At 56.2% G+C, this 22669-nt stretch carries 19 protein-coding genes; 6 read left to right on the top strand and 13 right to left on the bottom strand.

Going from position 1 to position 22669, the window contains the following annotated elements; translation table 11 throughout:
• Positions 1-54 precede the first annotated feature (54 nt).
• The gene (locus HUV30_RS07325) at positions 55-2238 is read left to right on the top strand and encodes a protein-disulfide reductase DsbD family protein (protein ID WP_174404792.1); all 2184 of its coding nucleotides are present in this window, start codon (positions 55-57) and stop codon (positions 2236-2238) included.
• Between the two features lie 119 nt (positions 2239-2357).
• Here the strand turns inward: HUV30_RS07325 and HUV30_RS07320 are convergent, their stop codons facing one another.
• The 13 genes from HUV30_RS07320 to dut form a co-directional block, all read right to left on the bottom strand.
• Positions 2358-3377: a glycosyltransferase family 9 protein gene (locus HUV30_RS07320; protein ID WP_174406125.1), complete on the bottom strand. Its 1020-nt coding sequence runs from the start codon at positions 3375-3377 to the stop codon at positions 2358-2360.
• Positions 3378-3727: 350 nt separating this feature from the next.
• Positions 3728-4498, bottom strand: a complete 771-nt coding sequence (locus HUV30_RS07315) for a RipA family octameric membrane protein (RefSeq protein ID WP_174404791.1) — start codon at positions 4496-4498, stop codon at positions 3728-3730.
• Positions 4499-4948: 450 nt separating this feature from the next.
• Entirely contained in the window at positions 4949-5662 is a 714-nt protein-coding gene (locus HUV30_RS07310) for a DUF554 domain-containing protein (RefSeq protein WP_205245204.1), read from the bottom strand.
• Positions 5663-5920: 258 nt separating this feature from the next.
• The gene (locus tag HUV30_RS07305) at positions 5921-6241 is read right to left on the bottom strand and encodes a DUF190 domain-containing protein (protein ID WP_243452107.1); all 321 of its coding nucleotides are present in this window, start codon (positions 6239-6241) and stop codon (positions 5921-5923) included.
• 111 nt (positions 6242-6352) lie between these two features.
• The gene (locus HUV30_RS07300) at positions 6353-7240 is read right to left on the bottom strand and encodes a Crp/Fnr family transcriptional regulator (RefSeq protein WP_174404789.1); all 888 of its coding nucleotides are present in this window, start codon (positions 7238-7240) and stop codon (positions 6353-6355) included.
• A gap of 63 nt (positions 7241-7303) precedes the next feature.
• Positions 7304-8155, bottom strand: coding sequence for a 50S ribosomal protein L11 methyltransferase (locus HUV30_RS07295; RefSeq protein ID WP_243452106.1), 852 nt, complete (start codon positions 8153-8155; stop codon positions 7304-7306).
• A gap of 7 nt (positions 8156-8162) precedes the next feature.
• Entirely contained in the window at positions 8163-8855 is a 693-nt protein-coding gene (locus tag HUV30_RS07290) for an amino acid ABC transporter permease (protein WP_174404787.1), read from the bottom strand.
• A gap of 12 nt (positions 8856-8867) precedes the next feature.
• Positions 8868-9566, bottom strand: coding sequence for an amino acid ABC transporter permease (locus HUV30_RS07285; protein ID WP_174404786.1), 699 nt, complete (start codon positions 9564-9566; stop codon positions 8868-8870).
• A gap of 68 nt (positions 9567-9634) precedes the next feature.
• Positions 9635-10447: an ABC transporter substrate-binding protein gene (locus HUV30_RS07280; RefSeq protein WP_174404785.1), complete on the bottom strand. Its 813-nt coding sequence runs from the start codon at positions 10445-10447 to the stop codon at positions 9635-9637.
• Between the two features lie 68 nt (positions 10448-10515).
• Positions 10516-11244, bottom strand: a complete 729-nt coding sequence (locus HUV30_RS07275; protein ID WP_269890954.1) for an amino acid ABC transporter ATP-binding protein — start codon at positions 11242-11244, stop codon at positions 10516-10518.
• A 518-nt stretch (positions 11245-11762) separates the two neighbouring features.
• Entirely contained in the window at positions 11763-12050 is a 288-nt protein-coding gene (locus HUV30_RS07270; RefSeq protein ID WP_174404784.1) for a hypothetical protein, read from the bottom strand.
• Between the two features lie 280 nt (positions 12051-12330).
• Positions 12331-13536, bottom strand: coding sequence for an aspartate aminotransferase family protein (locus HUV30_RS07265; RefSeq protein WP_174404783.1), 1206 nt, complete (start codon positions 13534-13536; stop codon positions 12331-12333).
• Between the two features lie 129 nt (positions 13537-13665).
• Entirely contained in the window at positions 13666-14184 is a 519-nt protein-coding gene (gene dut, locus HUV30_RS07260) for a dUTP diphosphatase (protein WP_243452105.1), read from the bottom strand.
• Between the two features lie 296 nt (positions 14185-14480).
• On the opposite strand from dut, the gene glgP reads away from it, so the two are divergent.
• From glgP to HUV30_RS07235, 5 genes are all read left to right on the top strand, one after another.
• Positions 14481-17054: an alpha-glucan family phosphorylase gene (gene glgP / locus HUV30_RS07255; protein ID WP_174404781.1), complete on the top strand. Its 2574-nt coding sequence runs from the start codon at positions 14481-14483 to the stop codon at positions 17052-17054.
• A 54-nt stretch (positions 17055-17108) separates the two neighbouring features.
• A complete protein-coding gene (locus tag HUV30_RS07250) occupies positions 17109-18110 on the top strand; it encodes a substrate-binding periplasmic protein (protein WP_174404780.1) in 1002 nt (333 codons plus the stop codon).
• A gap of 92 nt (positions 18111-18202) precedes the next feature.
• A complete protein-coding gene (gene trmFO, locus HUV30_RS07245; RefSeq protein ID WP_243452104.1) occupies positions 18203-19549 on the top strand; it encodes a methylenetetrahydrofolate--tRNA-(uracil(54)-C(5))-methyltransferase (FADH(2)-oxidizing) TrmFO in 1347 nt (448 codons plus the stop codon).
• Positions 19550-20040: 491 nt separating this feature from the next.
• Positions 20041-21780 (top strand): YeiH family protein, encoded by a 1740-nt coding sequence (locus HUV30_RS07240; protein ID WP_174404778.1) that lies wholly within the window; start codon positions 20041-20043, stop codon positions 21778-21780.
• A gap of 120 nt (positions 21781-21900) precedes the next feature.
• The gene (locus HUV30_RS07235; RefSeq protein WP_174404777.1) at positions 21901-22572 is read left to right on the top strand and encodes a winged helix-turn-helix transcriptional regulator; all 672 of its coding nucleotides are present in this window, start codon (positions 21901-21903) and stop codon (positions 22570-22572) included.
• The last annotated feature ends 97 nt before the right edge of the window (positions 22573-22669 follow it).

The following is a 22669-nucleotide window of genomic DNA, read 5'->3' as shown; positions in this document are numbered from 1 at the left end:
CGTTTCTGTCAACATTATTTTGCAAAATTTTTATAAAAACCCCATAACAGATTCATGCAACGCACACACCACCACCGATTCTCCGCCATCTTCAGCGGTTTGCGCCCGTATACCCCTGCTGCTTCAAGCCTTGTTCTGCTTGCTGTGCTGGCTCTTTTCATCACGGCCGGGGCGGCTTCCCGCGCTTTTTCCGCCCAGAAGAGCACCCTTCCGGTGAGCTTCAGGACAGAAGTATTCCGGCTGAACTCACAACTGCCAACCGCCGGGAACGTCCTATCCGGCACAGCGGCCAAGGGAGCCGGCATTCTCGTTGCCGTATGGATTGCACCGCAGGAAGGCTATCACTTTTATGCCAATGATCCCGGCGACTCCGGCCGCCCCACCGACATAGTTCCGGCCGCACCAAGCCGGGATATGACCCTGCTCTATCCTGTCGGTATCGCCGCCAAGGATGTGTTCGATCCTGCCGCCACGGTCATGATCCATGAAACCGCTACACCGTTTTTCATCCATCTGCCTGATGGCGGCACTGCGGGCAGCCTGCCCTTTGCCGCGCGCCTGCTGCTCTGCTCAGACAGCAACTGCTGGCCCGTGCACGAGAAACTGACCGCAGAATGGAACGAGGAAAACACCCCCCTTGCCACAGCGGAAACACAGGCATGGTGGCCGACGCTTGCCCGATATACGGCAAAACCTGCGCTGCAATCTGAAACGGCTGCCGTAAAAACCGCTCCCGACGTTACCGCGCTTGCGCAGGAACTGGGCGTCTCCCTGCCCTCCTCCGGCACAAAATCTCTGGGGCAGGACCTGCCGCAACCCGGTGCGGGCAAAGCTCCCGGTCTCGGGCAAACCGGCTCGGCCAAAGAAACTATGGGCCAAGCTACAGGTCTGAATGCGGGAACGGCACCCTCTGCGACTTCCGTTACTCCATCAAGTCCAACATCCGTCGCCGTCCCTCTCAAAAAGACGCAAGGCACGCATTCGCCATTCTTTTCACCGGACAGCGGCTATTCCCTTTCCCCCCGCTATCACATGCAGTCGCTTGAAGTGACAACGATCGGTGCGGCCATATTCTTCGGCCTGCTTGCGGGCTTCATTCTCAATTTCATGCCCTGCGTGCTACCCGTCATCAGCCTCAAGCTCTCGTCGCTGGTTTCTGCCTCCGGCATTATCGACGAGCACAAACGCATGGCCAGTTTCAGGGAACACAACATCTGGTTCGCTCTTGGCATCATGGTCTGGTTCTTCATGCTGGCTGCCATATTCTTGGCAGCAGGCACCGCATGGGGCCAGCTCTTTCAAGATGAGCGCCTTGTAACCGGCCTCATGCTGCTGATGTTTGCGCTGGGCCTTTCCACCTTCGGCATCTTCGAGCTACCCATGCTCGCCCTGCACGGCAGCACTGCGCAGCAAAGCGGCAAATGGAGCGCCTTCTCCACCGGCCTGCTGGCTACCCTGCTCGCCACTCCGTGCAGCGGCCCCTTCCTCGGCGGCGTGCTGGGCTGGGCCTTTCTGCAACCGCCGCTGGTTCTGGCCGCCATTCTTCTTGCGGTCGGGTCGGGCATGGCGCTTCCCTATGCAGGCATGGCCATCTTCCCCGGCCTTGTGCGTCACTTTCCCAAACCGGGCAACTGGACGGTTGTTCTGCAACGGGTTGTGGGCTTTTTCCTCATGGGTACCACGGGCTATCTGCTGACCATTCTGCCTGCGGACAATCTGCCCTTCCTGCTTGCCCTGCTGTGGGTCACTGCCCTTGCCGCATGGCTGTGGGGCACCTTTGCGGACTTCAACGCCCCGCGCGGGAGGCGCTGGCTTGTCAGAAGCCTATGCGTGGCGCTCATTGCCCTGCCGCTGGTCTACGACAGCACCCCGACCACCCAGTCAATTCCGTGGAAACCGTTCCGGCAGGAGCAATTCCTCTCCTCGCTGGGCAAAGAAAACATGCTGGTGGACTTCACCGCCGACTGGTGCCCCAACTGCAAGATACTGGAAAGCACGGTCCTCACGGCGGACAACAGAGCGCGCTGGGCAGAAGAATACGGCATCACCTACATCAAGGTGGACCTGACGCGGCATAATGAGGAAGGGCAGGCACTGCTGAAGGCGCTCGGTTCGCAATCCATCCCTGTGGTGGCGCTGTTCCCCAAGGGTGACAAGGCCAGCCGACCGCTTGTGCTGCGCGACCTGTTCACCACCGACCTTGCGGAATCCGCCCTCAAGGAAGTGTTTGGCAACTGATGGCAAGCAGGGCTGGCACACTGTTGCCGCAAGGCACCTTGCCACCTGCACAGAACAAAAAACGCCGCCGGAACTCTTAGAGTTCCGGCGGCGTTCATAGCTGATTCACACAACGCGGGTTACAGCCCGCATTCGTTCATATGCGCCTGCATGGCCTGCCATACCACATCGGGAGAAAGCCCTTCCAGACAGGCATAGCCAATATCGCAGGTGTTCTTGTTGCAGGGCTGGCATTCCTTGCCCAGAAACACCTGTGAATGTTCCGGCGAAGGAAAGGTCCACGCGGGACTTGTGGCCCCGAGCACAATGAAGGTAGGCACGCCCAGCGCAACGGCCATGTGGCGCGGCGAAGAACAGTTGCCTATGTGCAGCACGGCGCGCTCGATGCAGGCGGCCATTTCGCGCAGGGATATTATCTCGTCGGGCAGAATGACAGCCTCGGGGCACGGGCAGGCGTCCAGCACGGCCTTTGCCTCTTCCAGCTCTCCCGGACCATACAGCACCAGAAAACGAAGATCAGGCTGCGCTTCCACAGCTTTGGCAATCAGCTCACCGTAATGGCGGGCAGGCCAGCGGCGGGTGGCACGCCTGTGGGTCGGGTCCACGGTTATGAGCCGGTGTTCCGCTGTCACGCCGTAACGGGCCAGATACCCTGCAGCAAAATCCTTTTCCGCTTCGGTAAGGTACAGACGGGGGCGTTCACCGTTCCATTCAATGCCAAGCGGCCGCAGCACGCTGGCTTTTGCCATGGCGGAGTAGCCATCCAGCGGCGTCACGGTATGGGTAAACAGCCAGCGATTGTACCATTCAGGCGTATAGCTCAAACGCACCGGCGCGGCAGAAAGCCCCACAACCCAGCGGCAACGGGGCAGCTGCTGAAAATCGATCACTATGTCATAGCCCTGCCGGGCCACGGTCCAGTAAAAAGCCATTTCCTTGAGCAGGTTGGTAAGCTGCTTCTTGTCTATGGCCCACACCTTGCTCACGTCCGGATTGTTTTCCAGCATGGGCAGGCATTTCTTTTCCGTCAGCACATGAATTTCGGCACGGGGAAAACGGCGTTTGAGCAGGGCAAGTGAGGCGGTGGCCAGCAGCACGTCGCCGATCTGGCGCAGCTGGCACACAAGAATCCTGCGCACGTCCGCAGGATTGATATCGATAAGAGAAACCTCCGCAGAGGAAACCGGGGGGGCTGAATGCACGTGTCACTCCATGAAAGTTGTGATGCCAGCGATACTGACTTAGCGCCCCTGCGTCAATTCGAACCTTACATCATTATATACGGGACGTAGCAGCTGCACCTGTGCACGGACAACAAAAGAGCCCCCGGAAGGGTCGGTTTCCGGGGGCGTATACGAATTCGGATGCGGTGATGTCCGGCACGGACAGGCTGGCAGATATCTTTCGCAGGGATAATGCCTTAACCGACAGCGTGCCTGACTATACCGGAAATCGCTGCCAACGAAGCATCACCGATGCCTCCGAATCATTACCGGCTGAACTTGGCAACCTGAAAGAAGCTCTCGTCCGAGCAGTTCACTTCATTCGGGTTGGTCCGGCAGCGGAAGAACATCATCATGAGGAAGTAGGCGGAAAACGCCAGGAAGGAGAAGGAGACGAAGCTCTGTTCCATTGCAGGATCGGTGAAAACGGGCATGAAGGTGGAAACGAGCTCGGGCGCGGTTTTCACGAAATACCGCACGGCAAGGAACACCCATGTCCACGCCACGTAGAAGGAAAGATAGTCGTTGATCTTGGAAACGCAGAACGGGCGCAGCTCGTAGGAGGAGGATGCGGGGTCGGTCACAACACCCTTGGAAGGATGATAGAGCCGGTTTACGCCGCTGTCGGTGCGCTTCACCATGGTGTGCGTCTTGAAAAGCGGGCCGAAGGCGCCGTCTTCAAGGGTGTGCACAATGCGGCACCACTTCTGCTGATTGTATTTGCTGCCCTGGGTAATGGCCACCCAGGCGAAAGAGATAACGGCACCGATGCAGCAGACAATGAACTGATGGAAGGAAGGATTCTGCATGGTGGCGTTGGTTACGATAAGGCCGGAAAAGGAAAAGGCTATGAAGGTCCAGAAGCATACTGACTTCTTCCAGTACATTTCCTTTTCGTAACGGTAGTTATCCAGTGCGGCCTGAAGGGCCATGGTCTTACGTGCTCCGGCAGGTTGACAGTCTCCACCCGCTGCGTTTTCAACGCAGCCCTCACCGAAGAACGCTTCCACATATTCCTGCGGAGATAGCGTCATCATTGTTCAATTCCTCATCCGTTGGTTTGTGCTTCCTGAGCCATGCGCCAACAATTGTTTGCATGCTCAAACTGTTGTTTGCATCTTATTTACCAGTTGGAAGATTCTGTCAATCGCCTTGTGAAAATTATATTAAGCAATAAATTCAGGACAATACTTTATCATTCACAGCACAGAACGCCTTGCAACATACCGTAAATACTGGTTATTCATTCAACTCAAAAATTAATGGCGACACCACACTTATTTTCAGTTTCGCGCAGCTTGTGACAAGCAGGCACATGCCATACACCCCCTGCACCGCAGAGGAAACGTTTTCCGGTCATTCAAGCACAGCAACGGCCTTTCAGAAGGCGGTGCACCTCCCTCTGCCGCAGAAAAAAAGAGGGTATCCTGAAAACGGATACCCTCTTGATATAACATGCATCGCGCAGCTCGTTATTGCCGGACAGGCTAGCCCCAGTACATTGCCCACAACGCCGAAAAAGGCATGACAAGCACCAGCGCCGGTATCATGTTGGCCACTGGAAACTGCTTTATGCCGCAGATTCTCAGGCCCGTGGCAAGCATGATGAGTCCGCCGCACGATGAAAAATCCGCCAGCATGTCGGGAGTCATGAGCGGCATGATCAGCGAAGCCCCCAAAAAAAGCATCGCCTGAATCATGAATTGAGGAATAACCAGCATGGCCACGCTCAGCCCCATGGTTGAAGCAAATATGGGAGCGGTAAACAGGTCGAGGATGGCCTTGACGATCAGCAGGGTCGGATCGCCGGTCATGCCTTCTGTCATGGAGCCGTAAATGCCGGTTCCGCTCATGCAGAAGAGCACCATGAGCGCGACGAATTTATCCAGATATTCTTCCTGACTTATGCCCACTGCGGGCTTGGTCAGCTTTTCGATGACAATGCGGCTTTTGGCTGCTGTTTTCTGGATGAGTGTTTCCAGATGGATCAGTTCGCCCAGCAGAGAACCGACCACAAGCGCCAGCATGACCGGCGCTAGCAGCTTCACCTTGACCACCATCGCAACACCAAGCCCCATGGCCGCACACCCGAAGACCAGAGGCATGTTGGTTCTGATATTGGCATTAATTCTGGGGCCGATAAGAGCCCCGGCCACACTGCCAGCAAGCACTGCAGCCCCATTGACATATGGACCTATCACTTTTGATTCCTTGTATGAAACGGACGATGCCGTATTTGCCGGAAACAGCAGAACAGACAAAGGGTGCAAGGCACGCCCATCTGCTTCGCACATTCAGGAAGGGTAAAAGAGAGATGACGGGGAGGGCTGGCTGCGTACGAATTGCAGGGCGAAATCGCAGCCTGATCGCAGTGGCAGACCGTAAACGGATCACACGTTGACCGCACGCATACGAAGCAGACCAGCCTCTGCGGACATCACCGGAGTCCCGCTACCAGCTCAATCGCCGCAGGTAAAACCGAACTCCGCCTCTGATCGTGTATAAAACACCCGCTGGTCGGAAGATTTCAGAGTAGCCATAAGCTGGTCGCACTCCTCAACAGTCAGCGCCATGGTGACCAGCTGGGGCGTGTCTTCGAGGTCGAAATAGTTTCCGGAATGGAATCGGCCATCATGCCCGAATCCTTCCCTGCCTGAAAACAGAGTCGCGCCCCGCACCCCAATCTTCTTGGCCTCGCTGATAATCCACTCGGCCAGGGGCATGCCTTCATGCACTCTGCTCTGCTGTGTAAAAAAGGTAACAAAATATCCTTTCGTCACGGGAAGTTCCTCAAGATTTTGCGCGATCGCCACCAACAGAAACCGCAGAGACACCACTACCCCACCGTGCGCGGGGTGTCAGTGACAGCAATCACTGTTGCACGAAAAAGCCTAAATCATGAAGAAGGGACCGGGAGCCATTGACTCAAGCTGTTTGACATCGACTATGGAGATGCTGCCCCTGAGCTTTGAAAGAACTCCGATCTGCTGCAGCCGGGATATGACCCGTGCTGCAGACTCCCGCGAGGTGCCCACCATTTCGGCAAGATCCGTATTGGTCAGCGGCAACTCAACGCCCAGACGGGAAGAAAGCATGCTGAGCACATTCAGAATGCGGGTTTCCACACTCTCGTCTACCAGATCAAGTATACGGGTGTAGGCTCCGTCAAGCAGGTCGCCCATGGTACTCAGAATGTTGTTGGCAACGGGAGGATTGGCCAGCACCCACTGGCGAAATTCTCCGGCCGGAATGGCAATGACCGAAGCTTTTACCGCCACCAGTGCGGAGAATATGCGCGGGCTGGGACGAAAACACGTAATGGCGTTAAGGGGAATTCCCGGTGTTGCCACCATGTAGGTAAACGCCTTGCCGGAGGACGATTCCTTGGAAAGGATGACCAGCCCGCTTTCCACCAGATAAAAGTGTGTGGTCGCATCTCCGGCCCTGAAAACATATTCACCCTTATCAAAACACAATCGTCCGGCCTTGCCCGCAAGCTCCTCCAGAGCCTCAGTTTCAGCGCAGCACAGACTGAGATCAGCCTGCAACGCACATAGAATCTGCTTGTGTTGTTCCATCCTGTGTTCCCGTGAAAGGTTTGGAAATAAGGGCCATACAGCACTGCTGGCAGCATCTGCAAACCATGCCTGCGGCAAAGGAGATATGGCGGCAGTGTTGAACCAACTCCCCTTCTTGTCAACGAATGCCTGACAACGCGAAGCAGCACGCCCCCCCCCCTTAGTCTTCTTGGTCTTCTTGGTCTTCTTGGTCGGGACCATGAAAAAGGCGCCGGTAAAACCAGCGCCTGACAATGCTCCAACCAATAGAAACCGCAACAAAAACTAAAGGCGTTCCCAAATGAGCGCGGCCCATTCGCCCTCGATCTCGCGGCGGGCGGCGGGCAGCCCCTGCGCCACATACACTTCCTCCACACTGTCCGCCTGCGTGGCGAGCAAGCCGGAAAGCACAAGGCAGCCACCGGCAGCAACACGGGCGATAATGTCGGAGGCGAGGTCCTTGAGGGGCTGGGCAAGAATGTTTGCAAGCACCACGTCAAAGGTATCATCCGTATAGTCGGCGCTGCCCTTGGCAACATCAAACAACGGGGTCACGCCGTTGATCTCGCGGTTTTCCTCGCTGTTCTCAACAGCCAGCGTGTCGATATCCACGCCGAGCCCCTTGAGTCCCAGCTTGGCGCAGCCGATGCCGAGAATGCCGGAACCGGTGCCGATATCGAAGAAATTCATGCCTTCACGGATACGCCCTTCTTCCGCCAGCTTGGAAACACAGCCAAGACATAGTGCGGTGGTGGGATGATGGCCCGTACCGAAAGCGCTCTTTGGCTCAATGACGATGGGAATGCGACCTTCAAGGTCCATTTCGGTCATCCACGGCGCAATGACCATGAACAGGTTGCCGACCTTGACCGGGGTAAAGAACTCGCGCCATGCCATGGCCCAGTTCTGGTTTTCCACCTCGTCGCGTTCCACCTGAGCATCCGGCACAAACGTTCTGAGTTCGGCGAGAAACTCTTCGCAGAATGCGGGATTCTCCACATACACACGGTAACGGATGTCACCCGTGGGCAGGGTTTCTTCCTCCCAGCCATACTGCAGCTTGCTTACAAGGGCCACGGTGGCCAGATCCTGCATTTCCTCGGGAACGGTAATGTCCAGCTTGATCAGATGTTCCATGATATCTTTATCCTCGTGCTTGGTAACGTGCCATCTTGCGCTCCAGCCTGCGGCTGAACGAGGTGAGCACATAACAGATGATAAAGTACATCACAAGAATTGTCAGGTATATCTCCATGGGCGCCGACAAGGTTCTGTTGTTCACCTGCTCTGCCGCGCGGGTCAGCTCCACAACACCGATGACATACGCCAGTGAGGTGTCTTTGGTAAGTGAAACGAACTGGTTGACGAACGAAGGAATCATGTTCCGCAGCGACTGCGGCAGAATAACGTAGCACATGGCCTGAAAATGCGTCAGGCCCGTGGCGCGCGAGGCTTCCATCTGTCCCTTGGGCAGAGCCAGAACACCCGCACGGACAATTTCTGCCACATACGCCGATGTGAAGACCACAAATGAGATTATGACGGAATCCCATTCCGGCAGCGCCGTGCCGAAGAAAACCGGGAACATGAAATAGAACCACAGAATAAGCATGAGCAGCGGCACACCACGCACGATCTCGATATAGACCATTGCGGGATACCTGAGCCACCGGCGCTTGGAAAGACGCATCAGGCCCACCGCAAGGCCGACCCAGAACGCGCCGAAAATGGAAATGACCGCCAGAACGATGGTCAGGGCAATGCCGCCGAGAGGCCCTTCGGGATAGGCACCGAAGAGCAGGTAATCAAAGTTGTCGATAACTACATTCCATTGCATGCCAGTACCCCCTTAGCCTGCCATGCGCAGGAAGTGCTTGTTGTACTGGTTGATGGCGAGCGAAACCAGCAAGGAGATTGCGAGGTATATCACCATGTTGATGGTAAACGCCTCGAAACCGCGGAACGAATAGGATTCGATCTGCCGCGCCATGTAGGTAAGCTCGGCAACGCCGATGGTCATGCACAGCGAGGAGTTCTTGATAAGGTTCAGCGACTGTGAAATCAGCGGCGGAATGATGATACGGAAAGCCTGCGGCAGAATGACATAGCGCATGGCCTGCACAAAGGAGAGGCCGCATGCGCGCGAGGCTTCCAGCTGGTTCTTGGGAATGGAGTTGATGCCGGAGCGTATTTCTTCCGCAATGAAGGCGGATGTGTAGACCGTAAGCGCGATAACACCTGCGGCAAATTCGAAATCCCGCTCATAGAGCCATACGAGCAGCGGGCGGGGAAGAAGCCCGTCCGAGCCGAAATACCAGAAGAAAATCTGTACCAGCAACGGCGTGTTGCGAAAAAATTCCGTGTAGGCAACGGTAAACCACACAAAGGGTTTGAACCGCGTAAGACGCATGACAGCCAGAGCTGTACCTATGACAAGGGCAAAGAACAGGGATACCGCCGAAATCTGACAGGTAACCACCAACCCTTTTATGATCCAGTCCAGATACTCACCGGACAGAACGACATTCCACTGAAATTGATAATTCAAAACGAGCCTCGGGAGCATGAAAAACGGGGAGTACGGGAGAACCGCACTCCCCGCCGGTTAGTCAAGGACTAGGGCCACAGTTCCATGGTCCAGGTCAGGGGCATGTAGTACTTGGTGTCGGGACCGAGCCACTTGTCGTAGACGGTCTTGTATTCACCGGAGCGCCACATGTCGTTCAGGGACTTGTTCACGAAATCGCGGAAGTCGGAATCGTTTTCAGCCATACCCAGAGCGTAAGGTTCGGCGGAAATGGCGTCACCCACGATGGACCACTTGGCAGGCTCGGGGTCGGAACCCTTGAGGCCTACAAGAATAACGGAGTCGGTGGTCACGGCAACGGCCTTGCCCTGCTTCATGGCCAGCATGGCCTGCGGGTATTCGTCAAAGGAAAGAACCTTGCAATCGGGCTGGGCAGCCAGAATGTTCTTTTCAGAGGTGGAACCCTTAACAGTGGCGACCTTCTTGCCCTTCAGGTCGGCAACGGACTTGATGCCGGAATCGGCGGGAACCAGAAGCTTCTGGCCGTCCATGAAGTAGGTGATGGAAAAGTCGATAACTTCGTCGCGTTCATGCTTGTGGGTCATGGTAGCAGCGGCGATGTCGATGGAGCCCTGGGTCACCATGGGAATACGGGTGGAGGAGGTAACGGTCTTCAGATCCAGTCCCACACCCAGCTTGTCGGCAAGGGCCTTGCAGATGTCTACGTCGAAACCGACCAGCTGCTTGGAAGTTTCATCAACGTAGCCGAAGGGAACAACGGAGTCCTTCACGCCGCAAATCAGCGTGCCGCGAGCCTTGATTTCGTCAATCTTGCCGGCGAAGGCAACTGCGCTGGAAAAAACCAGACAAAGAGCCACTGCGATCAGTACAATACGTTTCATGCCTAAACTCCCTCACGAGTAAGCTGTTACGGACGTGCACAATGCACTGCCCAGTCCATGCCAGTATCCTAAAGAATTTCCTTGAGGAAAGCCTTTGTACGTTCGTGCTGGGGATTGGTGAAGAAGTGCTCGGGTGTGCCTTCCTCCACTATCGCGCCTCCATCCATGAAGATGACCCTGTCTGCCACTTCACGTGCAAAGCCCATTTCATGGGTCACGCAGAGCATAGTCATGCCGTCACGGGCAAGATCCTTCATGGCGTTGAGCACTTCGTTGATCATTTCGGGGTCAAGGGCCGAGGTCGGCTCGTCAAAGAGCATCACCTTGGGCTTCATGGCCAGCGCGCGTGCAATGGCCACTCGCTGCTGCTGGCCGCCGGAAAGTTCCACGGGGTATTTCTTGGCCTGATCGTGAATGCCCACGCGCTCAAGCAGCTGCATGGCGATGCTTTCTGCCTGACTCTTGGGCATTTTACGGACCTTGGTAGGAGCAAGGGTTACGTTGTCCAGAACGGAGAGGTGCGGATACAGATTGAACTGCTGAAAAACCATGCCCACTTCCGTGCGCAGTTCATTCACATTTACATCCTTGTCATGGATGTTTTTCCCTTCAAGAAAAATTTCGCCCTTCTGGATCTCTTCAAGACGGTTGATACAGCGGATGAAGGTGGATTTGCCCGAACCGGAGGGACCGCAGATGACCAGCACCTCGCCCATCTCCACGCTCTGGCTTACATTTTTGAGAACGTGAAAATCGCCGTACCACTTGTGAATATCCTTAATCTCGATCATCGCCATGACAAAGCTACCTATGGATTCCTCTAATCAGGTGTCCTGCCGCAAAATACGGAAGACGGATGCATGAACCCGGAACTGTTGCAACGAAAAGAGTCTGTGCAACTCCGCACAGTTTTCGTTTGATGACAACAGCCGCTCATAGAACAGCCGAAATCATCATTTTCCGGTGACAAATCAGTGGAGTTTGAGCGTTTTTGTAGACAAGGGCAGGCGGGGCTGTCAAGACAAACATTTTACACAAATGTCAAAAACCTTTTCTTTCAAAGTTTTATTGAAACAAACGCTGAATCTAACGGTGCGCTTAAAAAGGTTGGCAGCAAGACAAATACACCGCAAGCCTTAGACTGAGTGAACATTCAAAAAAATGCAGATAAATTGAATTCTTCAGAATGATGCCATTCCGATGCGTGTTTTCTGCAACTTGAAACCGAAATTTGACAAAATACGAAAAGAGAGTGTTTCCAGCTGCAACTACGCAGCAGGGAACACTCCTTTTTCCGGAGCATGGCACAGCACTCCTAGGTGTAGGAATCTATGACGGTTCCCTTTCCTGTATACGCGGCACTGAGCACATCCTTGCCGAACTGGTAGGTCTGCTCCATGCCGGACTGCGCTCTGTGCCTGCCGGTTTCCCCGGCGTTCATGTAGTCCAGCGTCTTGCTCACCACAGCAGCACCAAAGGTCTGCTTGTCAAAAGCGGCAGGGCCGGAGCCTGTGTTGTTCATGGTGTCCAGTGTCTTTGTTACCACTGCGGCACCGAAGGTCTGGCGGTCTGTAATACCGCCCATGGATGTCATGTCGTTCATGGTCTCCCCTCCTTGATCGAGCATGAGGCGCACTCTTACAATAATCATTGTTACGGCAAAACATAACTCTTGAACAGAGTTGGACTATAAAAAATCACATCCTCTGCAGAGTATGCATAAGTGAACTGCGTACGGATGAACTGCGTGCAGAAGGTCTGCATATGGATGAATTGCGCGCAAAAGGCCTGCGTAAAGAAAGGCAACGAACAGAATAATGGTGCACCGGCCATAAAAAAGGGCGCCCGTGGGGGCGCCCTTCATATTTCCATATCCGGCCTTTCTAAACCGTGTGAGCCGCGAGCAGTTCTTCAAGAGCTGCGGCAAAGGCGTCGATATCTTCTCTGGCAATGACCAGCGGCGGCACAAGGCGCAGCACCCGCTCCTGCGTGAGGTTGAGCACAAAGCCTTTTGCCATCAGTGCCTTCCAGATCTCCTGACCGGGGAAGGCCAGTACCACGCCTATCATCAGCCCCATGCCGCGTACTTCGGCGATGGTGCCGGGGTGGCGTTCGCCGATGCTCCTGAACAGTCCCATGGCGTATTCGCCCAGTTCGGCGGCACGCTCGTCGAGCTTTTCGTCACGCATGATGTCGATAACCTTGGCGGCAACGGCAGACATGGTGGCACCGGCACCGAACGTGGTGGCATGACTGCCGGGTTCAAAGCCGCGTGCGACTTCGTCCGTAGTCATCATGGCCCCCATGGGCAGACCGTTGGCAAGCGCCTTGGCAGAGGTGGCCACATCCGGCTCCAGCCCGTAATTCTGGAAAGCCCAGAACTTGCCGGTACGGCAAAGGCCGGTCTGAATCTCGTCCACCATGAACAGCACACCGCGTTCGCGGCAGAGCTTCTGAATGCCCTTGGCAAATTCGGCAGTCATGGGGCGCACGCCGCCTTCACCCTGCACAATCTCGACAAGCACACCGGCGGTCTGGGGCCCCATGGCTTCTGCCAGTGCCTCCAGATTACCCCATTCCACCTGACGGAATCCGGTGGGAATGGGCGCGAAACCGTCCTGGAACTTGGCCTGCCCTGTGGCAGCCACAGTGGCCAGAGTACGGCCGTGGAAAGCGCCGGTAAAAGTGATTATCTCGCCAGCATCGCGGCCCTTCACGCGCTGCGCGTAACGGCGGGCGATCTTTATGGCGGCTTCGTTGGCCTCTGCACCGGAGTTGCAGAAGAACACCTTGGTAAAGTGGTTGGTGGCAAGCAGTTTTTCGGCAAGCACGAGCTGCTCTTCCTGATAGAAGAGGTTGCTCACATGCACCAGCTTGCGTGCCTGTTCTGCGACCACATCAGCCAGTTCGGAACGGCAGTGCCCCACGTTGGTCACGGCTATGCCGGCAAGCAGGTCAATATATTCCCGGCCGTCAAAATCGTACAGACGGGCCCCGAGGGCAGACTTTACTGCAAGGGGATAACGCCCGTATGTGCGGCACAACAACGCTTCTTCACGTTTCTTGAGGGCGTCAAAAGTATCACTCATGATAAATATCCTGCTGGCCGTTACGCTTTACGTAAATCGGGTAACAAATCGGTTTTGGAAAGGTGAACCTCTCCGCCGCGCACAGCCCCCTGCCGGAATCCGTCAGGGAAATAACGCTGCCGCAAGCGGTTACATGGTTCCGGTATGCCCGAAACCTCCGGCACCGCGCTGGGTATCGCCGAGCTCATCCGCCACCGTTATCTCCGCCTGATAGAAAGGCTGGAACACGAGTTGCGCTATACGCTCCCCGCGGGTGACAGTGCGCTCTTCGCCGGATGTGTTCAGCAACGAAACGATGATTTCACCGCGATAGTCGGGGTCGATAACGCCGACTCCCTGACTCACGGTCAATCCGCGCTTCGTGCCGAGGCCGCTTCGCGAGTACACGAATCCCGCAACATTGAGCACAGCAGGCTCAATGGCGACACCCACGGGAATGGCGTGTCGTCCTCCGGGCGGGATCGTGATGGTCTCCTCATCGAAACAGGCGCGCAAGTCCAAACCGGCCGACCACGGCGTGGCGTAGGCCAATCCGCTTTCTGCGGAGCCTTCGCCTTCACCGGCATACACGCCCTGCGCATCCCTGAGGAAACGCACCCGGACCCCGATTCGGGGCGGCGCGGCATGTCTGCAAGTTTCGCTTGTCACTACCTTTCTCCTGTGTAACATTTATCATTACATAACCAGCCCTGTCCCTGACAGAGGCAGGCTCCTGCTCTCCCCGCGCTCCGGAAAAAACGGAACGGACGGTCGCACCTTGATATGCCAGACAGATGTGCAAGTAAAGAGATGTCACAGGATTGCCGCAGGTTGCCGATGCAAGCAAAATTTCTCATTGATAGAACAGAAGGACGCGTTATTATTCCGCGAGCCGATACCGCGCCGCCCATGGCGGAACGGCCCTATGACAATTCATCTTCGCCAGCCAATACGGAGGGTAGCGAATGCAACCGCTCAAAGTCTTCAGTGTCATTCCCCGTCTGCCGGAAAACCTGCACGGACTCTGGGAACTCGCGTATAACCTGTGGTTTTCATGGAACGGCGAAATCGAAAGCCTGTTCGCCCACATTGACCAGACCCTGTGGCGCGAAACGGAAAAAAACCCTGTCCGTTTTCTGAACAAGCTTTCGCAGGGCACTCTGCGTGAACTCGCGCGCGACGACTTTTACATCCAGCGCCTGAATGAGGCTGTGCAAAAGGCAAGGAACTATCTCTCCCGCCCGTCTTCCCCGATGTTCAAGGAAGCCTCTCAGGTTAATCCGGCGCTTGTGTATTTCAGCTTCGAATTCGGCATATCCTCATGCCTGCCCATCTACTCCGGCGGTCTCGGCATTCTTGCGGGCGACCATCTCAAATCCGCAAGCGACCTGAACATACCCCTCGTGGGTGTGGGGCTTGCCTACAAGCAGGGCTACTTCAGGCAGTATCTCACCCCCGACGGCTGGCAGCAGGAACGTTATCCGGATTATGATTTCGAACAGATGCCCATTCAGCGCGCCCTCACACCGGAAGGGCAGCCGGCCTGCTTCATGCTCGACGTGGGCGGACGCCCCCTTGAAGTGCAGATATGGAAGGCGCAGATAGGCCGCATCACCCTGTATCTTCTGGATACCAACACGGCCCACAACCCGCCGGAGTTCAAGGCACTCACCTCCCGCCTGTACGGCGGTGACCTTGAAATGCGCATCCAGCAGGAAATTCTTCTCGGCATCGGCGGCATGCGCGCGCTTGAAGTGCTCGGCCTGTTCCCCAAGGTCATTCACATGAACGAAGGGCACTCGGCCTTTGCCGGACTCCAGCGGCTACGCAGCTTCATGCAGCAGGGACTTTCCTTCGAGGCGGCGCAGGAAGTGGCGGCATCGAGCTCCATATTCACCACCCACACCCCTGTTCCGGCCGGCAACGACCGTTTTCCCATGGAAATGATGCGCCGCTATTTTGAAGGATACGCGCGGGAAATCGGCCTTGCCTTCAAGGTATTCATGGCCCTTGGCCGCGAAAACCCCTTTAACGACAACGAAGATTTCTGCATGACCGTGCTGGCACTCAAGCTTTCCCGCTTCTCCAACGGGGTTTCCAAACTGCACGGATACGTCTCGCGCAACATGTGGAAGCAGGTATGGACGCAATATCCCGTGGAAGACGTGCCCATCGGCGCGGTGACCAACGGCGTGCACGCCCCCACATGGGTTGCCGAAGACATAGGCCAGCTCAACGACCGCTATCTCGGTCCCAACTGGCGGGAAGATCCGGATTGTTCACGCACGTGGGGTCAGGCCATGAACATTCCCGACGCGGAACTCTGGCGTACGCATGAACGCCTTCGCGCCCGGCTCATAGACTTTGCCCGCATGCGCCTGCGTAAACAGCTCGAAGCGCAGGGAGCACGCCGCAAGGAACTGCAGCATGCGGACGAGGTGCTGAACCCTGAAGCGCTTACCATCGGCTTTGCCCGACGTTTTGCCACATACAAACGTGCGAATCTGCTGCTCAAGGAACAGGAGAAGCTGCTGCGGCTCATAGCCGACAAAAAGCGCCCCATCCAGTTCATCTTTGCGGGCAAGGCGCACCCCGCCGACAACGGCGGCAAACAGCTCATCAAGGACCTCATCACGCTGTGCCGCTCGCAGGAATGCCGTTTCAACATGGTCTTCATAGAGGACTATGATATGGAAGTGGCCCAGCACATGATTTCCGGCTGTGACGTATGGCTCAACAACCCGCGCCGCCCGCTGGAAGCCTGCGGAACGAGCGGCATGAAGGCCATGCTCAACGGCGTTCTGCAGTTCAGCACGCTGGACGGCTGGTGGGACGAGGCCTACAAACCGGACAACAGCCTTGGCTGGGCCATCGGCAAAGGCGAGGAATACAGCGACCCTGACTATCAGGATTTCGTGGAAATCCAGACCCTCTACAATGTACTGGAAAACGAGATCATTCCCGAATTTTACGATCGGGGTCACGGCGCCCTGCCCCGCGCATGGATACGCCGCATGAAGCAGGCATTCGTGGAACTGGGACCGGCCTTCAACTCGCACCGCATGGTGACGAACTACGTACACCAGACCTATGTGCCCGCCTACGAAAACTATCTGCGCCTGAGCGAAAACGGCTTTGCCGCGGCGCGGGAACTGGCAGCGTGGCGCATGGACATGATGACCAAGTGGAGCTCCGTTGAAATCCGCAACGTTCAGACTGTGGACGCCCCCAATCTCTATGTGAACGAGAAACTTGTCATTGAAGCGGACATCCACCTCAACGGCCTGCCGCCGGAGCACATTCTTGTGGAATCGTATTTCGGCCCGATCAAGCAGGACGGCAGCTTCGCTTCGCGTGAAATTGCTCCCATGACCCCCGTCCCGGATGTACAGAACGTACAGGACGGCTGGGTACGGTACAGAGGCGAAGCTACTCCGCCGGAAGCCGGAAGGTTCGGCTACACGGTAAGGGCGGTGCCTGCACACCCGCACCTTCTGGACCCCCACTCGCTGGGCCTCATACGCTGGGCTCAACCGTAAGACAACATGCAACGCAGGGCGCTCAGGCGCCCTGCATTTCACCCTGTTGCGCATATGCAGCACGACAGCGATAACAGCGACAACAACGGCAACAACAGCAACAGCAACAACAACGGCAATGCCATGCTGAAACAGATCGGATCAATCCTGCTCTGCGCCTGCTTTCTGGTATATGTCAGCGGCATTGCCCATGCGGAATCCCGCCACGCCAGGGGACCCGTGCATGCCGGACAGACACACGCCCCCGCCGCATCCCTCACTAGCTACACTCAGCTGCCTTTGCATCCGCCCGCACCCGGAACCTTGCGCTTCGCCACTCTTGAATGGCCGCCGTACATTTCCTCAGAACTGCCCGGTCTGGGATATGTTGCCGACGTCCTGCGTGAAACGTTCCTGCCCGCCGGCTACAACGTTGAACTTGTCTTCCTGCCGTGGAAGCGGGCGTTGAGCTATACATCCCGCAGGGATATCGCAGGCTACCTTCCCGAATACTATGACCCGGCCATAACTGAAGCACAGTGCGTCTATTCGGCCCCCTTTCCCGGCGGCCCGCTCGCCTTCATGCACCGCACCGCAGACCCTGTCGTCTTTTCCTCTGTCGAAAACCTCAGGCCGTATCGCACCGGAGTTGTGGCGGGCTACATCAATTTCAAGGAATTCGACAACGCACACTATCTGCAGAAAGACCTTTCTCCCGACGACCTCACCAACCTCAGAAAACTGCTCCTGAACAGGGTGGATATCATCATCGGCGATCCGCTCACCGTTATGTACCTTTACCGTACCCATATATCGGACAAGGGGTCCGAACTCGGCATCCAGCAGCCGTACATCGAAAACAAGACGCTCCATGTCTGCTTCAATAAGGCATACAGCCAATTCGAGACCGTTCTTCCCCTGTTCAACAGCAGGCTGAAAGAACTTGAACGCTCCGGCAGGCTTGAAGAACTGCACGCCAAACTCATAAGAACCTATCTGCCCCAGGCAGAAGGCACCGGAGCAGACGAGTCAGGCGGGATAACGGGCAGCACAAAGCGCGACACCCCCACCCAATAGCCGGCCGCAGGCCAGTGCGCCGCCACTCAATTTCCTTGCCTTCGCAGGTCCGATGGTCTACCAGAAAGCCCAATTCCATGCAGGAGGCTTACGTGTCCGAAACTTCTCTTTCCATCTCAAGGGTAGCCATCGTAGGTGGTGGTCTTGCCGGTTGCGAATGCGCACGCAAACTTTCGCAGGCCGGTATAACCGTAACTCTTTTCGAAATGAAACCGGAGCGTTACTCCCCTGCTCACCAGCTGGAAGGGCTGGCCGAACTGGTCTGTTCCAACTCGCTGCGTTCCGACCAGCTTGAGTCCGGCGTGGGCCTGCTCAAGCAGGAAATGCGCGAACTCGGCAGCCTTGTCATGGAAGCAGCCGAAGCAACCCGCGTTCCCGCAGGCAAGGCACTTGCCGTGGACCGCGAGAAGTTCAGCGCCTATGTCACGAATGTCATTGAAAACGATGCCAACATCACCCTTGTGCGCAAGGAGATTGCGAGCCTTGACGCGCCGGAACTGGCCGGATTCGACGCCGTTGTCATCGCGGCCGGACCGCTTGCCAGCGAGAGCCTCGGCGCATCCATCGCCGAAGCCGTGGGCAGCACCCATCTGTATTTCTACGATGCCATTGCTCCCATCATCAGTGCCGATTCCATAGACATGACCAAGGCATTCTGGGGTTCGCGGTATCTGCCCGATGACAAGGACTACCTGAACTGCCCCATGACGCGGGACGAATATTTCGCCTTTCATGCCGCGCTGATAGCCGGTGAAAAGGCACCTACCAAGGATTTTGAAAAAGAAATCCATTTTGAAGGCTGCATGCCCATAGAAGCACTTGCAGAACGCGGCGAAATGACGCTGGCCTTCGGCCCCTTCAAGCCGGTCGGGTTCACGGACCCGAGTACCGGCACCCGCCCCTTCGCCATTGTGCAACTGCGCACCGAAGACCTGAACAAATCCATGTTCAACCTCGTGGGCTGCCAGACCAAGCTGAAATACGGCGAGCAGGACCGGATATTCCGCATGATACCCGGCCTTGAGAACGCAGAATTCGTCCGCTATGGCAGCGTGCACCGCAACACCTATGTGAACGCGCCCCGTACACTCAATCACGACCTTTCGCTCAAGTCCCGGCCGAACGTCTTTCTGGCGGGCCAGATAACCGGCGTGGAAGGCTATGTGGAATCCGCCGCCTGCGGCATGTGGCTGGGCATCATTCTCGCCGCACGGGCACGGGGAACCGAGGTGGAAACACCCCCGGTGGAAACCTGCCTCGGCGGCCTGCTCAACCACCTGCGCACGGAACAGAAGAACTTTCAGCCTTCCAACGTGCAGTTCGGCCTGATGCCGGAACTCGGCATGCGGGCAAAGAAGAAAGACAGAAAAGCCCTCTATGCAGAACGGGCCAGAGGCCGCTTCGCCGAATGGCTCGAAGCGGTCCGCGAAACGCTGTAGCAGCGCAAGGCGCCGGAGTTGAAGCTCCGGCGCTTTTTTTTCATCCCATCCCATTCTTTCGCCAACAGATGTTTGCATTTATAGTGCAAACTTCCATTTTCAGTGCTATGGAAAGTTATCACCCTTTCCAATCATGGCATTATGGAAAAGTGTTACCTTTCATCACGTTATGAGTGCGATGAGTTTCTGCACGGGAATTGCAATCGTGCACGGCTCATATGCCCCCTGCGGCAACGCAGCAAGGGTGCGCACAGAGCATTGATTATGAAGTGATACCAGCGGGAACGGCTGAAGCAGTTCATCACCGCCAGCATCACATCCCAATTTTTATCAAGGAGAAATGGCCTATGAGAAACACCCCTTAGCCCGTGAAAGTGTTGGGCAACCGTTCGAGTGGCATTGTGTGACCTGTTTTTTGGAATCGCGTTGCGACGGTGTGGGTGCGTAGCGCCCGCCGGACAGCTGGTTGTGTAACATGGGAGGAGACTGGAATGTCTCAGGATTCAAATGTAGTTGTCGACAAGGGCAAATCTTCCTTTTCGGACCTCTGGACCAAGGAAGACTACTGGGCCATATGGCTCGGATTTTTAATTATTGCTACCGCTTTCTTCCTCTATTTCAATTTTACCCCCACTCAGGAATTCAAGGACCAGATAGCCCAGCAGAATGCCGTAATGGAAACGGAAGCTGCCAAGGCACCTTTCAAGACCATTGCCTGGTACAAAGCAAAGGACGCCAAGGGCAAGCTCAAGGCTGCCGACGGCGGCGTGGGCAAGTTCATCAAGCACTGGACCGCAAGTCCTGGTTCCTGGAGTTCCAATCCTGTTGAAGCCTTCATCCTTTCCAAGGAACGGGCAGACGCAAAGAACGAAGCAGCAAAGCCCAAGTATGAAGAAGCCAAGGCCAAGACCGAAAGCGCGTTCGCTCTTGCCCAGGCTGCCGAAACTGCCGCTGCCGCCGCCTCTTTCCAGAACGTTGACCTGAATGACGATGCCAAGGCCAAGATCGAGGCATGGCACGCACTCAAGAAGAAAGAGAGCGACGTCAAGAAGAAGGTATCCAACAAGCCTTACAACCGTATTCCCACCCTTGTGGGGCTCTGCGTTGCTCTGGCCCTGTTCTTCAGCATCGGCATGAAGTTCATGGGCAAGGAGCCCTTAGGCTTCATGCAGGGCTTCGTGGTTGTCTTCGGCGTTGCCACCCTCGCCTACATGATGGGCGGGCAGGCCGTAGCCAAGCAGTATGGTGTGGGTGCGGAAGCATGGGGTGTCATTATCGGCATGCTCATCGCCAACACGGTCGGCACCCCCAACTTTGTGAAGAAAGCCTGCGAAGTTGAATACTTCATCAAAACCGGTCTTGTTCTGTTGGGCGCTGAAGTGCTCTTCAACAAGATCGTGGCCATCGGCATTCCCGGTATCTTCGTAGCATGGGTGGTTACCCCCATCGTGCTCATCTGCACATTCATCTTCGGTCAGAGAGTACTGAAGATGCCTTCCAAGACCCTGAACATCGTTATCTCCGCGGACATGTCCGTGTGCGGTACCTCCGCAGCCATCGCCACCGCAGCAGCCTGCCGCGCCAAGAAGGAAGAGCTGACCCTGTCCATCGGTCTGTCGCTGGTGTTCACCGCCATCATGATGATAGCAATGCCCGCCTTCATCAAGGCCGTGGGCATTCCGGAAGTTCTCGGCGGTGCATGGATGGGCGGTACCATTGACGCCACCGGCGCAGTTGCAGCCGCAGGTGCCTTCCTCGGTGAAAAGGCCCTGTACGTTGCCGCCACCATCAAGATGATCCAGAACGTGCTCATCGGTGTTACCGCATTCGGCGTTGCCGTATACTGGTGCACCAAGGTTGAGTGCGAAGCGGGCAAGAGCGTTGGCTGGATGGAAATCTGGCACCGCTTCCCCAAGTTCGTGCTCGGCTTCCTTTCCGCATCCATCCTGTTCTCGATGATTGACGGCAGCCTCGGCGGCGACATGGGGTACACCATGATCGACAACGGCGTTGTACGCGGCTTTACCCGCGAGTTCCGTGAGTGGTTCTTCGCGCTTTCGTTTGCGGCCATCGGTCTTGCGACCAACTTCCGCGAACTGGCCCACTACTTCAAGGGCGGCAAGCCGCTGGTACTGTATGTGTGCGGTCAGTCCTTCAACCTCGCACTCACGCTGGGTATGGCATACATCATGTTCTACCTCGTGTTCCCCGAAATCACTGCACAGATCTAACCATCTCCGTGCATTGACAAATCAAAGGGAGGCTCCGGCCTCCCTTTTCTTTTCATGTCACAACCGCACAATATTTCTAACGCGGTTGTCAGACCAATTCTATCGACATACACATACGCCATGCATATCCATCTTGCGTGTTCATCTGACGATATCGTCTCCTTTGTCTCTCACAGGCTATCCAAAGCTGGTGAGCTTATTACCGCTATCCATCAACCCGAAGCACTGACGGAACTTGAGCAGCAGAGCGGTGACCATCATCCCGTTCTGGTTCTGGACCTCGATTTCGCTCATGCCCCCGTCATACTGGATATGCTGCGACAATCGGCTTCCCTGAGCCGCATCCCCCTTGTCGTGCTGGTCAACAGCAAGCATGTGGAGGCACATGAGCCCGCCACTCCGCCCCATGCGGTGCGGGTGCGCAAGCCTTTCTGCATCAATGCCGTGTATCAGGCCATCCGCCGCTCCGAACGGGCTCTTCAGGGATTGCCCAACGAAGTGCTGCAGGCAGGCGACATCCAGCTCGCCACCTCAAGCGGAGCCGCCTTCAAGGCCGGACGTTCGCTGCGCACCCACCCCAGAGAAACCCTTCTGCTTGAAAGCTTCATGCGCGCACCGGGCGAAGTACTCTCCCGTGAGTATATTCTGGACAACTTCTTCGACTACACAGCCCATCCGCGTCCGAACCTCGTGGACGTTCTGGCCTGCAGACTGCGTAACCGGCTGCACAGCGGAACGGACAAAACCATTTTGCACACGGTTCGCGGGCAGGGGTACATGTTCAAGCCCTAAGCCTTTTCCTTTCGTAAGAAAAATCACTGATCGCACTTTCCTTGGCTTGCCTTTCAAGGCAAAATGCAGCACGTTTCGCATGCGCCGCGCCTACTGC

It is taken from the genome of Desulfovibrio subterraneus (assembly GCF_013340285.1).
Taxonomy (GTDB): Bacteria; Desulfobacterota; Desulfovibrionia; order Desulfovibrionales; family Desulfovibrionaceae; genus Halodesulfovibrio; species Halodesulfovibrio subterraneus.
Note: the sequence above shows the minus strand (reverse complement) of the source record. Positions and strands in the feature narration are given on the sequence as shown.

Bases quoted from the DNA above. Each gene is read 5' to 3' on its own strand.
- HUV30_RS07325 (WP_174404792.1), top strand. From the start codon at position 55: ATGCAACGCACACACCACCACCGATTCTCCGCCATCTTCAGCGGTTTG.
- HUV30_RS07315 (WP_174404791.1), bottom strand. From the start codon at position 4,498: ATGATGACGCTATCTCCGCAGGAATATGTGGAAGCGTTCTTCGGTGAG.
- HUV30_RS07300 (WP_174404789.1), bottom strand. From the start codon at position 7,240: ATGGTCCCGACCAAGAAGACCAAGAAGACCAAGAAGACTAAGGGGGGG.
- HUV30_RS07295 (WP_243452106.1), bottom strand. From the start codon at position 8,155: ATGGAACATCTGATCAAGCTGGACATTACCGTTCCCGAGGAAATGCAG.
- HUV30_RS07290 (WP_174404787.1), bottom strand. From the start codon at position 8,855: ATGCAATGGAATGTAGTTATCGACAACTTTGATTACCTGCTCTTCGGT.
- HUV30_RS07280 (WP_174404785.1), bottom strand. From the start codon at position 10,447: ATGAAACGTATTGTACTGATCGCAGTGGCTCTTTGTCTGGTTTTTTCC.
- HUV30_RS07275 (WP_269890954.1), bottom strand. From the start codon at position 11,244: ATGGCGATGATCGAGATTAAGGATATTCACAAGTGGTACGGCGATTTT.
- HUV30_RS07270 (WP_174404784.1), bottom strand. From the start codon at position 12,050: ATGAACGACATGACATCCATGGGCGGTATTACAGACCGCCAGACCTTC.
- HUV30_RS07265 (WP_174404783.1), bottom strand. From the start codon at position 13,536: ATGAGTGATACTTTTGACGCCCTCAAGAAACGTGAAGAAGCGTTGTTG.
- glgP (WP_174404781.1), top strand. From the start codon at position 14,481: ATGCAACCGCTCAAAGTCTTCAGTGTCATTCCCCGTCTGCCGGAAAAC.
- HUV30_RS07250 (WP_174404780.1), top strand. From the start codon at position 17,109: ATGCAGCACGACAGCGATAACAGCGACAACAACGGCAACAACAGCAAC.
- HUV30_RS07240 (WP_174404778.1), top strand. From the start codon at position 20,041: ATGTCTCAGGATTCAAATGTAGTTGTCGACAAGGGCAAATCTTCCTTT.
- HUV30_RS07235 (WP_174404777.1), top strand. From the start codon at position 21,901: ATGCATATCCATCTTGCGTGTTCATCTGACGATATCGTCTCCTTTGTC.